This window comes from Chromobacterium alkanivorans, assembly GCF_016937655.1.
Taxonomy (GTDB): domain Bacteria; phylum Pseudomonadota; class Gammaproteobacteria; order Burkholderiales; family Chromobacteriaceae; genus Chromobacterium; species Chromobacterium alkanivorans.
On the sequence record NZ_JAFHKL010000010.1, the window covers coordinates 66,070 to 80,703 of the forward strand.

16 protein-coding genes and 3 tRNA genes are annotated in these 14,634 nt (G+C 62.3%); 10 read left to right on the forward strand and 9 right to left on the reverse strand.

All coding sequences use genetic code 11. The features are described from left to right. The first annotated feature begins 69 nt into the window (after positions 1-69). From JW897_RS17600 to JW897_RS17615, 4 genes are all read left to right on the forward strand, one after another. Positions 70-146, forward strand: a tRNA-Pro gene (locus JW897_RS17600). 81 nt (positions 147-227) lie between these two features. Continuing rightward, positions 228-304: transfer RNA gene (locus JW897_RS17605), tRNA-Pro, on the forward strand. A 153-nt stretch (positions 305-457) separates the two neighbouring features. Next, a tRNA-Thr gene (locus tag JW897_RS17610) sits at positions 458-533 on the forward strand. A 335-nt stretch (positions 534-868) separates the two neighbouring features. After that, on the forward strand, positions 869-1,624 hold the full coding sequence (locus JW897_RS17615) for a class I SAM-dependent methyltransferase (RefSeq protein ID WP_205467097.1): 756 nt from the start codon (positions 869-871) through the stop codon (positions 1,622-1,624). A gap of 341 nt (positions 1,625-1,965) precedes the next feature. Here the strand turns inward: JW897_RS17615 and JW897_RS17620 are convergent, their stop codons facing one another. The 3 genes from JW897_RS17620 to tadA are packed head-to-tail and all read right to left on the reverse strand — an operon-like array spanning position 1,966 to position 3,807. Continuing rightward, positions 1,966-2,379: a DUF2721 domain-containing protein gene (locus JW897_RS17620; RefSeq protein ID WP_019104308.1), complete on the reverse strand. Its 414-nt coding sequence runs from the start codon at positions 2,377-2,379 to the stop codon at positions 1,966-1,968. After that, the gene (locus tag JW897_RS17625; RefSeq protein ID WP_048415028.1) at positions 2,379-3,035 is read right to left on the reverse strand and encodes a L,D-transpeptidase; all 657 of its coding nucleotides are present in this window, start codon (positions 3,033-3,035) and stop codon (positions 2,379-2,381) included. The genes JW897_RS17620 and JW897_RS17625 overlap by 1 nt, the downstream gene beginning before the upstream one ends. 4 nt (positions 3,036-3,039) lie before the next feature. After that, positions 3,040-3,807, reverse strand: a complete 768-nt coding sequence (tadA, locus tag JW897_RS17630; RefSeq protein WP_205467098.1) for a tRNA adenosine(34) deaminase TadA — start codon at positions 3,805-3,807, stop codon at positions 3,040-3,042. 71 nt (positions 3,808-3,878) lie between these two features. Between tadA and JW897_RS17635 the strand changes: the two genes are divergently transcribed. After that, positions 3,879-4,841 carry a hypothetical protein gene (locus JW897_RS17635; protein ID WP_205467099.1) on the forward strand — a complete coding sequence of 321 codons (963 nt, stop codon included), beginning with the start codon at positions 3,879-3,881 and terminating at the stop codon, positions 4,839-4,841. Here JW897_RS17635 and JW897_RS17640 read toward each other — a convergent pair whose 3' ends face one another. The 4 genes from JW897_RS17640 to JW897_RS17655 all read right to left on the reverse strand — a co-directional run bounded on the left by JW897_RS17640 (position 4,842) and on the right by JW897_RS17655 (position 7,275). Continuing rightward, on the reverse strand, positions 4,842-5,123 hold the full coding sequence (locus JW897_RS17640) for a hypothetical protein (RefSeq protein ID WP_048415025.1): 282 nt from the start codon (positions 5,121-5,123) through the stop codon (positions 4,842-4,844). Continuing rightward, entirely contained in the window at positions 5,120-5,509 is a 390-nt protein-coding gene (locus JW897_RS17645; RefSeq protein ID WP_205467100.1) for a phage holin family protein, read from the reverse strand. The genes JW897_RS17640 and JW897_RS17645 overlap by 4 nt, the downstream gene beginning before the upstream one ends. Positions 5,510-5,512: 3 nt before the next feature. Continuing rightward, positions 5,513-5,830, reverse strand: a complete 318-nt coding sequence (locus JW897_RS17650; RefSeq protein WP_048415023.1) for an ElaB/YgaM/YqjD family protein — start codon at positions 5,828-5,830, stop codon at positions 5,513-5,515. Between the two features lie 137 nt (positions 5,831-5,967). Continuing rightward, complete coding sequence (locus tag JW897_RS17655; RefSeq protein WP_048415022.1) at positions 5,968-7,275, reverse strand: MFS transporter; 1,308 nt, start codon at positions 7,273-7,275, stop codon at positions 5,968-5,970. 572 nt (positions 7,276-7,847) lie between these two features. Here JW897_RS17655 and JW897_RS17660 point away from each other — a divergent pair. From JW897_RS17660 to JW897_RS17670, 3 genes are read left to right on the forward strand one after another with little or no spacing between them, the layout of a single operon-like run. Beyond that, positions 7,848-8,018 carry a hypothetical protein gene (locus tag JW897_RS17660; protein ID WP_205467101.1) on the forward strand — a complete coding sequence of 57 codons (171 nt, stop codon included), beginning with the start codon at positions 7,848-7,850 and terminating at the stop codon, positions 8,016-8,018. Between the two features lie 56 nt (positions 8,019-8,074). Further along, a complete protein-coding gene (locus JW897_RS17665; protein ID WP_205467102.1) occupies positions 8,075-8,713 on the forward strand; it encodes a division plane positioning ATPase MipZ in 639 nt (212 codons plus the stop codon). Next, a complete protein-coding gene (locus JW897_RS17670; protein ID WP_205467103.1) occupies positions 8,710-9,051 on the forward strand; it encodes a hypothetical protein in 342 nt (113 codons plus the stop codon). The genes JW897_RS17665 and JW897_RS17670 overlap by 4 nt, the downstream gene beginning before the upstream one ends. Before the next feature lie 756 nt (positions 9,052-9,807). Here the strand turns inward: JW897_RS17670 and JW897_RS17675 are convergent. Next, positions 9,808-10,842 (reverse strand): phage portal protein, encoded by a 1,035-nt coding sequence (locus JW897_RS17675; protein ID WP_205467104.1) that lies wholly within the window; start codon positions 10,840-10,842, stop codon positions 9,808-9,810. After that, complete coding sequence (locus tag JW897_RS17680; protein ID WP_205467105.1) at positions 10,842-12,608, reverse strand: terminase ATPase subunit family protein; 1,767 nt, start codon at positions 12,606-12,608, stop codon at positions 10,842-10,844. Before JW897_RS17680 ends, JW897_RS17675 begins: the two co-directional genes overlap by 1 nt. A gap of 157 nt (positions 12,609-12,765) precedes the next feature. Between JW897_RS17680 and JW897_RS17685 the strand changes: the two genes are divergently transcribed. Continuing rightward, positions 12,766-13,587: a GPO family capsid scaffolding protein gene (locus JW897_RS17685; RefSeq protein ID WP_205467106.1), complete on the forward strand. Its 822-nt coding sequence runs from the start codon at positions 12,766-12,768 to the stop codon at positions 13,585-13,587. Positions 13,588-13,617: 30 nt separating this feature from the next. Then, on the forward strand, positions 13,618-14,634 hold the full coding sequence (locus JW897_RS17690) for a phage major capsid protein, P2 family (protein ID WP_205467107.1): 1,017 nt from the start codon (positions 13,618-13,620) through the stop codon (positions 14,632-14,634).

The following is a 14,634-nucleotide window of genomic DNA, read 5'->3' on the forward strand; positions in this document are numbered from 1 at the left end:
TGATGCCACAGATTGTACCGCAGCCAGCACGGCAGCGGGGCGGTTTTCAGACAAGCTTGAGATGGTCGTCGGAGTGTAGCTTAGCCTGGTAGAGCGCTACGTTCGGGACGTAGAGGCCGGAGGTTCGAATCCTCTCACTCCGACCAGTCAGATAGAAAAAGCTTGTCAGAAAGCATCAGATGTAGTAAATTTCTGCTCCTCGGCGCTGAGCGCCGAAAGCAGTAAAACGGAGTGTAGCTTAGCCTGGTAGAGCGCTACGTTCGGGACGTAGAGGCCGGAGGTTCGAATCCTCTCACTCCGACCAGATTCAAAACCCTGAATTCAAATCATTGAATTCAGGGTTTTTGCATTGGCGCGCGGATAAATTAAACCGGCGATTTAGAAATGGTCGCCGCCCCTTTTCAAATCGACGGAAACTGTTTATTATTACGCGCTCTGCTTCAGGGCGGAGTGATGTGCCGGTATAGCTCAGTTGGTAGAGCAGCGCATTCGTAATGCGAAGGTCGGGGGTTCGACTCCTCTTACCGGCACCACAATCCCGCTTTGAACTGCAATCAGCCCGCTATCGCGGGCTTTTTGCATTTCCGGCCGCCGTGCGCGCTGGCTTCTCTATCTCCCGCCTGTTTCATTTCCGTTGGTTCGCTTTGAAAATCCGGCGACGGACGCCGTCGCGACGACTGGTGATTGACTGTCGATTATGATATAAGCATTTTATCGGCGGGCGTGCTTAAATGGCGGCCTGTTGCGCCGCGAGCGGCTTGAGAATGCGCTTGGGCTGAAATATATTGTGAACGTCTGTTATGACGAATGGACATGACGGTCTAGGCTGTCATCTAATGGAAAGCTACAGCCATTGTAGAGAGCGAACATGCTATCCAATTCCGTTGCTACTTTCAGCCTGTATTCGGATTTATACGCCCGGTTTCGCCCGGCGTATCCGGAGGCCTTGTATCAGTGGCTATTGCCGCAGTGTTCCGAATATGAGCGAGCCTGGGATTGCGCAACCGGCAACGGCCAGACCGCGGTAAGGCTGGGAGACAGCTTCGCGCGGGTGGACGCCACCGACATCAGCTCCGCGCAGCTGGGCCAGGCCGAGGCGCATAATCAGGTGTATTACCGCGAGTGCCCGGCCGAGGTCACGCCCTTCGACGACGCCAGTTTCGATCTGATCACGGTGTCGCAGGCGCTGCATTGGTTTCATTTCCCGTCGTTCTGGCCGGAAGTGGGGAGGGTGCTCAAACCGGGCGGGGTGTTCGCCGCCTGGGGTTATCATTTATGCCGGGTCTCCCCTGAAGTGGACCGCGCCGCGGCGATTTTGACTTCCATCATCGAGCCGTTCTGGTCCAGCCGCTGCCAGATCCTGTGGGACGGCTACAGCACGGCGGGCTGCCCGCTGCCGGCGCTGGAAACGCCGGAACTGGCGATCGAGTGCGATTGGACGCTGGAGCAGTATCTGGGCTTTCTCAACACTTTGTCCGCCAGCAAGCTGTGCAAACAGACTCTGGGCGAGCATGTGCTGGACGACGCCTCCGGCCGCATCGCCCGCGCCTGGGGCGATGGCGGGCAGGCGCGCCGTGTCGGCATGCCCTTGAGCCTGCTGGTGGCGCGGCGCCCGCTGTCTTAGAACCTGTTTACGATCTGCTGCGCTGCGGCGATACGGCGTTAAAAACCGCTTCGAAATGCTCATGTACCGCTCGTACATTCCGCTTTCTCAGCCGTTTTTGCCTTGTCTCGCTCTTGCTCGCGAGATCGTAAACAGGCTCTTAGAACCTGTTCAAAGTCTGCTGCGCTTGGTGAAGCGTTGCACGGTGAGTGCCCGCTCGAAATGCTCATGTACCCCTCGTACATTCCGCTTTTTCGCTGGTTTTCGGTTTGTCTCGCCTTTGCTCGCGAGACTTTGAATAGGCTCTTGGCCCCTCAATGTCCGCCGCGCCTGACGACGCGCGGTGGATCGTTGACGGCTTCTCAGCGCCGCTTGTCGTATTCCGCCTGCAGATCGGACAGCAGGATATTGAGCGCGTCGGACGAGCGCAGCAGCTCGATCAGCGACACCGCCAGCGAGCAGATCATGCACAGCAGGCTGATGCCGAAAGTCAGCTCCCCCCAGGCCTGCCAGCCGGTGTAGACCTGAAACATCGCCACCGTGCACAGGAACAGGCTGGCGATGCCCAGGCATTGCATCCATTTGATCAAGGTGATGCGGGTGCGCAGATTGCCGATCTGGCGCAGGATCTTGGGGTCCTGGCTGTCGCGGTACTCCTCGTACAGATTGCGAATGATGCCGGCCAGGCCTAGAAAGCGGTTGGTGTAAGCCAGCAGCAGCAGGGAAATGGCGGGAAACAGCAGGGCGGGGGTGGTCAGGGTCAGCGCGGAGTGCATCAGGCGTTCTCATCAATCAGGACATCAATGCCGTTGTCGGTGGCGTCGAATAGTTCGATTACGTCCGGGTTCTTCATGCGGACGCAGCCGAGGGAGCTGGGGGTGCCCCAGGGCACGTGGTCTCCGGCTCCATGGATGTAAATGGCTCGATTATAACTGTCTACCTCGCCGCCTTGGTTCTTTCCGGGCTCTTCGCCGCACAGCCACAGGATGCGAGTGAGGATCCAGTCCTTGTTCGGATACTGGGCGTGCAGCTCCGGCGTGTACTTCCAAGGCGTCACTTTGCGGCGGAAGATAATGGTGTTGGCCTCCACGCCGGCGCCGATGCGCTCGCAGACCCGATGCCAGCCGCGCGGCGTCTGGTAGCTGCCGCTGACTTCTCCCACGCCCTTGCGCGCGGTGGACACCTGGTATTCGCGCTGCAGCAGCCCCCAGCCGTCGTAGCGGAGCAAGGTCTGGCTGCGCACGCCGACCAGAATCCAGGGCGCGCCGTAATGGCGCGGATTGGGATGGGTGTCCAGCAAGGGGGCGGCGGACTGCTGCTGGACGGCGAACGCCGCCGCCGCCAAGGGGTCCATCGCCAGCGCGGCGTCTTCGTCCGCGTCCGCGGCGAAGGCGGACGCGCTCAAGGACAGGACGAGCATCAGTCGCAGCATGGCATCAGCCTTTCCGACGGGTTTGGAAAAACGCCGTCAACGGTTGCGCGCAGGCGTCCGCCTGCTGCTTGCCGAACACCGCGGCGTGATGATTGAGGCGGCTGTCGGCGAACACGTCCAGCACGCTGCCGGCGGCTCCGGTCTTGGCGTCCGGGGCGCCGTAAATCACGCGAGCGATGCGGGCGTGCATGATGGCGCCGCTGCACATCAGGCAGGGTTCCAGCGTCACGTACAGATCGCAGCCGTCCAGGCGGTAATTGCCCAGCAGGCCGGCGGCGTCGCGCATGGCCATGATTTCGGCGTGAGCGCTGGGGTCGCGTCGGCCTATAGGTTGATTGTAGCCGCGTCCTATCACTTCGCCTTGCCGGACGACGACGGCGCCCACCGGAATCTCTCCTTCCAAGCCGGCCTGGGCGGCCAGCTCCAGGGCCAGGGCCAGATGACGAGAGATCTCGGCGTCGGGCGGCGGCGCGGCCACGGGAGGGTGCGCGGCGAGCTGCCGCAGCAAGGCGTCTTTGGCCTCGTCGCCGAGCTGGTTCCAGTGAACGCCGCGACAGGCGGCTTCCAGCGCGAACAATAGTTTGCGGGTGGCGGTGCGTCCGCGGCTTTTCAATTGCAGAAAAGCCAGGACCGGGCCGCGTCGCCGCAGATCGTCGGCGTTGATGATGCCGATCTCGGCCAGCCAGGCGATGGCGGCGGGAGGCAGAGGGGGCGAGGCCAGCGGCGCGGGGCTTGCGATGGTTTCAGCGGGCGGGACGGGTTTGTCTTGCATGATGTCGATTTTAGCGTAAAGAAATCCTTTGCACGGCCGATAGAACGTCATAACCATAGGTTTTTTCTTATATGTCCGTGATAAAGCCCTACACCGCTTCTTATGCGCTCTCCCAGGCCAAGCGGCCTGGCGGCGCGCCGCAAGCTTCTTCCGCCGAGCCCGCGTCGGCCCGGACGAGCGTCGAAAACCCCTCTCCCTGGCCGGCCGGCCCCGCGCAACAGGCGCGTCAGCAGCTGCAATCCTCCCTGCAGCAAGGCCTGGGCAAGTTCATGCAGCAATTGAGAGTCGCTTTGCGGCCCTTGCCCAAGCGTTCGCCCGAAGTGGACGATACGCAAAAGGCGATGCTGAAAAAGAAAGTGGACATGTTGCTGCAGATGGCGCAGATGGCGGGCCGCGACAAGGCCAGCCTGAAAGCGTTGGCGGCGGAGCTGGCGCGCGCGGTCAAGGAGTTGAAGCAACTGGTGGCCAGCATGACGCAGAACGCCGCCGATTCGACGATGTCGGTGAGCGTGGGCGGCGAAGCGGCGGCGGCGAGCGCGGCCGCGTCGGCCGAGTCCGCGCCCGCGGACGGCGGCGGGGACGTTTCCGGCGCCGCGGCCCAGGTCCAGGCTCAAGCCGCCGCCGCCGAGGATGAAACGCGGCAGGCCAAGGACGAGGCGGGAGACGCCGCCGGCGCGCGCGGCGACGCTGCGGCCGCGAATGGCGACAAGAACGCCGGGACGGCCGCCCGCGACGAGGGCCGCGTATCCAGCGCGAGCGAGGGCAAGCCGCAGGCCGGCGGCAATCCGGTGGCCGGCGACCGGGTGATCCAGGACATCATGATGAAGCTGAAGCAGCTGCAAAACTGGCTCAAGCAGCAGACGCGTCAGCTGCAGGCCGACCAGGAACTCCGGAAGATGATGAAGGAGATGGACAAGGACATGGCCGGCATCGAGAAGATGCTGGCGACCGGAGAGGTGGCGGAGAATGGAGAGATGGACGTCCAGGTCCACGTCGAGGCGGAGGCCGGCGCGGGCGTGAACGTCCAGGCTTGATCAGCGATTGCGCCAGAGCCGGCGGCCCAGCTGCCACAAGGCCCATAGCCGCGCGCCGGTGCCAAGCCAGGATTGCAGTCTTCCGCCGGGGGGCAGTAGGCTGCCGAGCGCGGCCAGCATCTTGCCGAGGCCGCGCTGCCGGCCCCAGGCCTTCAAACCTTCGCCGGCGGCGCCGAAAGGGTGGCGGCGCAGGGTGTCCAGTTCCAGGCGCAGCTTCACTCTGAGCGCTTCCCCCTTCATCACCAGCAGCTGTTTCTTGATGGCGCGGTCCCTTGGGTTCACGGCGCGTCTCCTCCGCCCAGGGCCGCCCAGTCCTTGCGTACCTCTTCCAAGGTGGTGGCGAAGGCCGGCCCTTGCTCGCGCAGGCGTCGGCGCAGGCGTAAGCCCAGCCAGACGCCTGCGCCGCAGAACAACAGCGCGCAGGCGGCGAGCGCCCAGGCGCGCAGCGTCGGCGGAGTCAGCGTCCAGACCAGCAGCAGCCCCGCCATCAAGCCGACGGCGATCAGAATCAGCGCCAGCATGCCGGTGAACAGGCTGCCGATGATGTCGTCTTTCAGTTCCTGGGCTTCAAGCGACAGCAGCTCGGCCCGGGTCAGCAGCAGGGAAGCCACCCCGCCGGCGAAGGAACGCAGGCTGCCGGGACGGGGCGGGGATTGGCGTTGCGGCATGCCTTAGCGGCGGGAAACCAGCATGCCCAGCAGGAAGGCGACGCCGGCGGCGATGCCTATCGATTTCCACGGGTTTTCATGCACGTATTGATCGGTCGCCTTGGCGGCGACCTTGGCCTTGCCGACCACCACTTGCTCGGCGTCCAGCAACTTGGCCTTGGCAAGCTTCAGCTTCTCGTTGACGCGTTGGCGGATTTCCTTGCTTTTCTGGCTGCCGTCGTCCAGCGAGGCGTCGATCAGCTCTTCGGTGCTGACCAGAACCTGGCGCACGTCATCCAGTAATTGCTCTTTTTCCTTGGCGATTGCAGCGGCATTGGACATAAAGATCTCCTGGTGAAAATGAATGGGAAATACCGCGAAGGCACGACTCTCGCGGTGCAGCAATCAAGCTGGCTACCATGAACCTATCAGGCTGGGCCAATGACGTCAAACACTGGATTTGGCCGGTTTCGCCTGAGTCAAATCCGGCCGTAGGCGGCGTTTTCCCAATGCGCAACGCGAGGCGCGCGGAAACGGCTGGCCGCGAGCAGACCCACGCCGCCCATGGCCAGGCTGAACCAGGCCGAGATCCACGGACTCCAGGGCGTGGCGGCGATCAGCAGCAGCGGTGCGGCGCTGGCCCACAGCGAATAGGCGATATTGTAGGTGACGGCGATGCCGGAGACGCGGATGTCGGCGGGAAACAGGCTGATCATCGCCGAGGGCACCACGCCTACGATGCCGCAGCACAGGCCGGCGGCGGCGTAGGCGAGTCCGGGCCAGCGCCAGCCGCCGATCAGGCTGGCGTAGAGCAGGCCCACGCCGACGGGCAGCAACAGGCTGTAGAGGATCAGGCCGCGCAGCGGGCCGACGCGGTCGGTGACGCGGCCGGCGATCACGCAGCCTATGTTGAGGAAGACGATGCCGAGGCTGCCCAGCGCGAAGGCGTCCTTGGCCGGCCAGGCGAAGTGCTGTTGCAGCAAGGTGGGGGTGACCACGACCGGAATCACCACGGCCGAGGTCAGCACGCAGGTCAGCAGCGCGGCCGGCAGCAGCGTGCTCCGGTGCGCGCGCAGCACTTCCAGCAGCGGGTAGGCGCGCTGCTGCCGCTGAGCGCGCAGGGACAGGAACACCGGCGTTTCATTCAGCCAGCGGCGCAGCCAGACGCCGAACAGGCCCAGCGGACCGCCGAGCAAGAACGGGATGCGCCAGGCGTAGTCCTGCATTTGCTGCGGACTGAAGACTTCGGCCAGCAGGGTGGCGGTCAGCGCGCCCAACAGGTAGCCCATGGTCAGGCCGGCTTGCAGCAGACCCAGCGCGTAGCCGCGGTGACGCGCCGGCGCGTGTTCGGCGACAAAGGTCCAGGCGCTGGGCACTTCGCCGCCCACCGCCGCGCCTTGCAGCAGCCGCAGGCATAACAGCAGCAGCGGCGCCAGATAGCCGATCTGCGCATAGGTGGGCAGCAGGCCGATCAGCAGACAGGGGCCGGCCATCATCAGCATGCTGAGGCTGAACATGCGCTTGCGGCCCAGGCGGTCGGCGAAATGGGCCATCAGCATGCCGCCCAGCGGACGAGCCAGATAGCCGGTGGCGAAAATGCCGAAGGTTTGCAGCAGGCGCAGCCATTCCGGCATCTGCGGCGGGAAGAACAATTGGCTGAGCGTGGCGGCGAAGAAGGCGAAGACGATGAAGTCGTAGATTTCGAGCGCCCCGCCCAGCGCGGCCAGTCCCAGGGTGCGGTAGTCGGAGCGTGAAAGTGCGGCGGCAGGCGTGGCGATGGCGTTCATGACGGTTCGGGAATGGCGACGGAGGAGGTCTGAAGTCGGATTCAACGCGCGCCGACGGCGGCTGGCCGCGGGGCTCGGATCTGCTTAAGGCAATGCGAATATGGCGGTATGGCAAACATGCCGCCAGTTTAGCGCGTGTCGGGAAATGTGGCGATAGTCAATTGCATTTTAACGGCATAAATTGCGCCGGATGCGGGCAAGAAAAAACCCCGGCTTCGGGCCGGGGTTGAGAGGGGGGGGGGGCTTATTCCCACTCGATTATTTACTGTGTCATATAAGTTGCTGTAAATAAAAGGATGTGTGGTTATTGTTTTGTTTTGATACCGTCATTTTTACCGACACTATTGATATGCTGCTTATCTACAGCTAGTATTGAGGCTCCTAAAGCCTCAGCAGTGCCCCGCGTCTGTCACGCGGATTTTTTGCGCCTTCTTTCGGCCAACGTGCGCCTGAGCACGCGGGCAAGTCGATCAAGGGGGGTGTCGGGTAGCAGCAATGCCCCGGCGGTCTGAGGCCGTAGGAGCGCCCCCACCCCGCTTCGGGTGGACTTCCTAAATCCTCAGGAGGCCATCATGCCGACTATCGTTTCCAACCTGCTGCTACGCCAACTTGCAGCCTTCCCGAACCAAGCAGAAGCCATTACCTACGCCCGCCAGAAGCTGGCCGAGGGCATGCGCGGCGTGAACATTGTTCTGCGTGCAGGCCTGTACCAGGTTAATGCGCCTGTCCGTCCTTTCTTTTGATATCACGTGATATCATATCGTATCGTATGATTTCATATCATAGCGGAGAATATCCTATGATCTTATTGGTAGGCGGTGAAAAGGGCGGTGCGGGCAAGAGCACCATCGGCAGCAACCTCGCGGTGGTGATGGCCAAGCGCGGCATCGACGTGATGCTGCTGGACGCTGACCCGCAAGGGACAGCCAGCAAGTGGATGGCCAGGCGCAACGACGCCAGCCTGCAGGCCATCCATTGCGCACAGAAGACCGGCGAGGTGTACGCCACGGCCAAGGATCTGGCCAAGCGCTACGAGCTGGTGATCGTGGACGCCGGCGGCCGCGACAGCAAAGAGCTGCGCTCGGCCATGGTGGCGGCCGACATGCTGCTGATGCCGATCCAGGCGAGCATTGCAGATCTGGAAACGCTGGACCACATGAGCGAGGTGATCAGCATGGCCAAGGCGATGAACACGGCTCTTGCAGTGAAGGCGGTAATCACCAGGGCACCGACCAACCCGATCATCACCGAGGTGGCCGACGCTCGTGAGCTGCTGGCCGACTACCAAGAGATCGAGCTGGCCAGCAGCATCGTGCGCGATCGCAAGGTATATCGTGACGCGCTTCTGGAGGGACGCGGCGTAGTGGAGATGGACAACGGCAAGGCCCGCGCTGAAATCCAGCTGCTGGCCAATGAGATTTTCGGGGAGGTTGAATGACAGGCAATCGCTTTAAACGAGGGCTGGCGGCCGCAGGTGGCCAGCCTGTGGATCCGGAAGCGCTGGCACGCTTTACCGCCGGCGCCGACGCGCACGAAACAGCGCCGGCCGCAGATGCGCCAGCAGCTGATGTGCCACTGAAGATCATCTCAGCGCCGGAGTACGACCAGGGCGGGAAGCTGTCCGAGGGCGTGCTGTTCCGCTGCACGCCGGCCGTGTTCCAGGAGCTGGACTTCGTGTTCAAGCACAGCACCGCCAAGAGCAAGCAGAAGCTGCTGGAGTCGATCCTGCTGCCAAGGCTGAAGGAGATGGCCAGGGAGATAAAAGGCAGCGAATGACAGTGGTGACATACCCATGCAAGCCCCGAGCGATCGGGGCTTTTTCATGCGCGAGAGGTTTTCATGCACGTTATACGCGTGCGCTTGCGCATCACGAGGGTCAAGAATTTTTCGCCAAGTCGGTTGGGGCTAAAAAAAAGGTAACCAAGGTAACATGCAAGGCCGAACAGCCAGCAAAGCCAATACAGACAAGGCGTTAAGACAAATGGGAAAAGGTAATTTATAGGTAATAGTAAGGTAATCAGATTACCTTTTAGATTAGTCATTTATACAAATTGGATGTTCGTTAAATATCAATGACTTATGGCGTGATTACCTTTTGTGTTACCTCTAATTACCTACTAGGGGTAATCTTTATTGTCTTTTTAAATCATGAAGTTATATCGAAGATGGACAGGACATTACCCACGTTACCTTTTCTCAACTGCCCCATCCTTTTTCAGGGGAATGACGACATGACTGCAAGTGCATGGGTGCATGATTCCGCAAGGTTTTTTGATGGAAGTACGACCCGGAAAAGACACGGCTGGCGGGCTTTCCGGCTGGATCATGCAGCTGCACGTTTTCCCACACATGAAGCGCGGGGGCGTGGCGGGGTCATGACGGCGCGCGCTGGGTGCAGGCAGGGGTGGTCGTGGGCTGGCAGGGGGTGGATCGCCGCCGCAGTGGTGGGGACGGCCGCAAGGATGGCCGCAGCGGGCAGCAGAAAGGCCACCCGTGGGCGGCCTGTGGTGGCTGGTGGTCCGGGGTGACTGGCTAGGCAGCGGCGTCAGCGAGCGCGTATGGTCCGAAGGTGACCACCTCCTCGTCGATCCAGTCGTTGAGCTCCTGGAAGCGCGCCTGCAGCGGCAGGATCTCGTTCTCGTAAAACACCCGCGCCGCCTTGCCCGCATCCCCGAACCCGCCGGTGTTGCTTGGGATGATCCCCATCAGCTGCGGTGGCACCCGGTGCGCGGCCAGCACATCGTCGCGCGTCACGTTTTTGATGTTGAAGAACTCGTCCTTGGCGGCAACCTCGCTGATCGGGATGATCTGGATGCCGTCCTTCTTGCCGTTGGGCGCGTACATGAACAGATTGCGGAAGTTGCCCGGCCCCTTGCTGTCCTTGAGCGCCTTGCGCATCGCGTCGACGTCGTCGGGGTTCTGCGCCGCATCAGTCATGTACAGGATGAAGCCGGCGTGCGATCCGTTGAGATAATACTTGCGCCGGAACAGCGTCGCCGACTCGTTCAGCCAGGCGCTATTCAGCGCGGCCAGATATTCGGGCAGGCCGTACACCTCCTGGTTGATATCGTGCTCGAGCAGGTGGAACACCTCGCCGAGCTCGCGCTCCTGATTCCAGCTCGGCACCCACCAGTAGCGGGACAGATCCGTGCCGCGGCGCACGAACTTGGCCGGCGCCGGATCCAACGCCAGGACCCCGCCCAGCCGGTTCACGGCCTTTTCACAATACAGGTTGCCGAACACCAGATAATCCTGCGCCAGCTGCTGGAACGCCGACCGGCTCAGCAGCTTGTGCGGCCTGAACGTGCTGGTGAGCACGTTGCGCTTCACCGCGATGGCGCTGTTGTGATGCACCGACGCGCGCCAGCTGCGCGCCAGGCCTTCCCAGCTAATCGGCGGCTCGTACCAGCGGCCGGCGTTCAAACACTCGGCATAGTCCAGAATCTCGCGCCGATCGAGCACCGGCGTCGGATCGCCGAAGGTGAACGCCTGGACGTTATCCGCGCGGGAGACCAGCGCTTCCGGATGGCCTCCCTGGTTCGAATTAAAACGGCGACGCTTGGCCATCAGTAAATCTCCATGAAACCGGAGTTGGCCGTAGTCGCCCCCTCCAGCGGTTCGTTGAAAAGGGCGTGCATGGTTGCCCATGCGATGTCGGAATGGCTGGTCTCTTCCGACCGGCCCGCTTGGTAGGTGACCTGACGGCCAGATGGCGTCAGGGTCTTCTTGATCGCCATGAAGCTGGCCGCGATATCGGTGCTGCCGGCGTCGAACTCCAGGCGCCCGTTGCTGATCACGTCCAGCGCCTTCAGCACCATCCGCGTTTTCAGCTCGACGTTGTAGGTGAAGGCCACCGCATCCGGCCGGAACTGCTTGACCAGCTGATACACGCCAACGCCGAGCCCAGAGGTATCGATCCCGATATAGGTCACGTTGTAGCGGCTGCAGGTCTGGCGGATGAACTCAGCCTGGCCGGCGAAGTCCGCCCCCTTGAACTGGTGGCGCTCCAGGATGCGGAACTTGCCGCCCGGCACCGCCGGCGGCGCCAGCACCACCAGCGCCGCGCTGTCGCCGGTATTGCTCGGGTCGTAGCCCACCCACACCGGCTTGTTGCCGAACGGCCGTTGTGCGAACGGCTTCCAGTCCTCCCACACCTCCCAGCTGTCAACCATGCAACGCTGCATCTGGCTGAAGCCGAAGACCGAAGCGCCATCGTCAATGAACATGCACATGAACAGCTGCGCGAACTCTTCCGGGCTGTTCTCCAGCTTCAACCGCTCCAGGTCGAACAGGTTGCACCCGCCCGCCAGCGCGTCGAGGATCGTCACGATCTGGCGCCACTGGCCATCCGGGCACCTCAGTCCGGCCATCAGCGCATCGTGGCTGATGTCCAGTCGGATATGTTCAGCTTTCGGCCGGCCCTTGTTGAAGGCCTCGCCGGTCCACACCGGGTACGCTTCGTGGCTCATCGCCGACGGCGTCGAGAAGTACGTCATCCGGTACTGCTTCTGTGACGCCATGCCGCTGGCCAGCTTCTTCAGCTCGCGATAGCGCGGAATCCAGAAATACTCGTCCACGTACAGGTTGCCGTGGCGGCCCTGGGCGGTGCGGCTGTTGGTGCCGAGGAACATCAGCTCGGCGGCGTTGGGCAGCTTGATCACCTCGCCCTTGAGCTCCACATCCGCCACTTCCTTGGCGAAGTCGACGATGTAGCTGCGGAACTGGAACGCCTGAGCCTTCGAGGCCGACAGGAAGATTTGATTGCGCCCGGTCTTCAGCGCATCGATGAGCGCCTCATGGGCGAAATAGTAGGTCGCGCCGATCTGGCGGCTCTTCAGGATATTGCGGATCCGCTCGACCATGCCGGCCCGATACCAGTGCTTCTGGTAGTCGAACATCCGGTCGAGGAAGGCCTCCTCGAGCAGCTTCTGCTGCTCCTCGCTGATCGCGTTCTTTTCAGGCTGTCGCTTCGGCGCCGCATTGCGGTTGGCGATCTTTGGATTGAGGTCGACCTCGCGCCCGGTCTCCTGGTACTTGCCGACTCGCGCCATGCGCTCGACCTGTCGCCCTAGCAGGTCGATTTCCTTGAAGTCCTTGCCTTCCTTGTTGTCCTTCAGGATCAGCTGCTGCAGCCGCGCCTCGATCGTCGACGCGATGCGCTCGGTCGGGTCCGACTCGTCCCAGGCGTCGCGCCGCTTCCAACTGTGAATTGTGGCCGGTTTCTCGCCCAGATGCTCGGCAATGCGCGCGATGCGCCAGCCCTGCCAGTACAGGGCACGGGCAGCGCGGCGCGGATCCAGATCGACTGCTTGCGGTGGGGTGATATCGCTCATGCCCGCCAGTCTGCCGCGCGCGCAGAGCCCCGCGGTCTAGCCATTGTTGTGCGCGCCAGCGCCACAACCGGCACCTGTTGAGCGGCGGTCTTTAGGGTTTCAGCATGGGCGCATCTCTCCCGAACAGCCCACGGAAAACCCGCAAAAGGAACCGCACATGGCAGGCAAGTCCAAAAAATTCTGCATCGCCACCGAAGGCGCCACCACCGATGGCCGTGTCATCGAACGCGCGCATCTGGAGCAAATGGCCAAGAACTACAGCCCGAAGCTCTACGGCGCCCGCGTCAACCTGGAACACATCAAGGGCGTCACCCCGGATAGCCCGTTCAAGCGTTACGGCGATGTGCTTTCCCTGAGCACTGAAGAAGGTGACGACGGCAAGCTGCGCCTGTATGCCGTCATCGACCCGACCGAAGACTTGGTCAAGATCACGACCAAAGACCGCCAAAAGGTCTACACCTCCTGCGAGATCAACCCGAAATTCGCCGATACCGGTGAGGCCTACCTGGTCGGCTTGGCTGTCACCGACGACCCGGCCAGCCTCGGCACCGAAATGCTGCAGTTCAGCGCCACTGCCAAGAAAAGCCCGCTGGCCAAGCGCAAGGCTGAACCGGACAACCTGTTTTCCGAAGCGGTTGAATTCACCCTCGAGATGGAAGACGAGCAGACCAGCAAGGCGCTGCTGGAAGGCTTCAGCTCCAAGATCAAGACCCTGCTCGGTGGCGCCAAGAAAACCACCGATGCCAACTTCAGCGAGATCCAGCAAGCGGTCGAAGTGATCGCCGACAGCCAAAAGGGCCTGCTGGAGCAGTTCGCCGCGCTGTCCGCAGGCCTGGCCGAAAGCAAGGCGCTGAAAGAGCAGTTGGAGAAGCTCTCCGCAGATCACACCGATCTGGTGCAGACCCTCAGCCAGCAGCCGAACACCCCGCCGCGCGACCGCACGCCGGGCGGCTCGGGCGCCATCACCACCGACTGCTAACCGTCCAACGAACATCACCCGGAGCCACACATGCGCAATACAACCCGCCTGCAGTACAACGCCTACCTGGCCGCGATCGCCAAGCTGAACGGCGTCGATGTTGATGCCGTCATCAGCAAGTTCTCGGTGACGCCGAGCGTGCAGCAGACGCTCGAAACCAAGGTGCAGGAATCCAGTGCCTTCCTGCAGTCCATCAACATGATGGGTGTCAGCGAACAGGAAGGCGAGGCGCTTGGGCTCGGCATCTCCGGCCCGATCGCCGGCACTCAGGACACTGATGCCGCCGAACGTTCTACCCGTGACGTACTGTCGCTTACTGGCTCGACTTACCGCTGCGAGCAGACCAACTACGACACCCATCTCAAGTACGCCACCCTGGACGCCTGGGCCAAGTTCCCGGACTTCCAGACCCGCCTGCGCGACGCCATCATCCAACGCATCGCCCTCGATCGCATGATGATCGGCTTCAACGGCACCAGTCGCGCCGCGACCAGCAACCGTGTCGCCAACCCGCTGCTGCAGGACGTCAACAAGGGCTGGCTGCAGAAGATCCGCGACAACGCGCCGCAGCGCTGGCTGAAGGAAGTCGTCGCCGCCTCCGGCAAGGTCAAGGTCGGTGCAACCGGCGACTACAAGACGCTGGACGCCGTGGTGTTCGACGCCGTCAACGACCTGATCGAACCGTGGTTCCGCGAGGATACCCAGCTGGTAGCCATCACCGGACGCCAACTGATGGCTGACAAATACTTCCCGCTGGTCAACACCATCCAGGCGCCGACCGAACAGAAGGCCGCCCAGGATCTGATCACCAGCCAGAAGCGTATCGGCAACCTGCAGGCGGTACAGGTTCCGTACTTCCCGGCCAACGCCATCCTCATTACTCGCCTCGACAACCTGTCGGTTTACTACCAGGAAGGTAGCCAGCGCCGCAGCGTGCTGGACAACCCGAAGCGCGACCGCATCGAAACCTTCCAGTCCAGCAACGATGCCTTCGTGCTCGAGGACTACGGCTGCGCTGCGCTGATCGAAAACATCGAACTGGTGTAA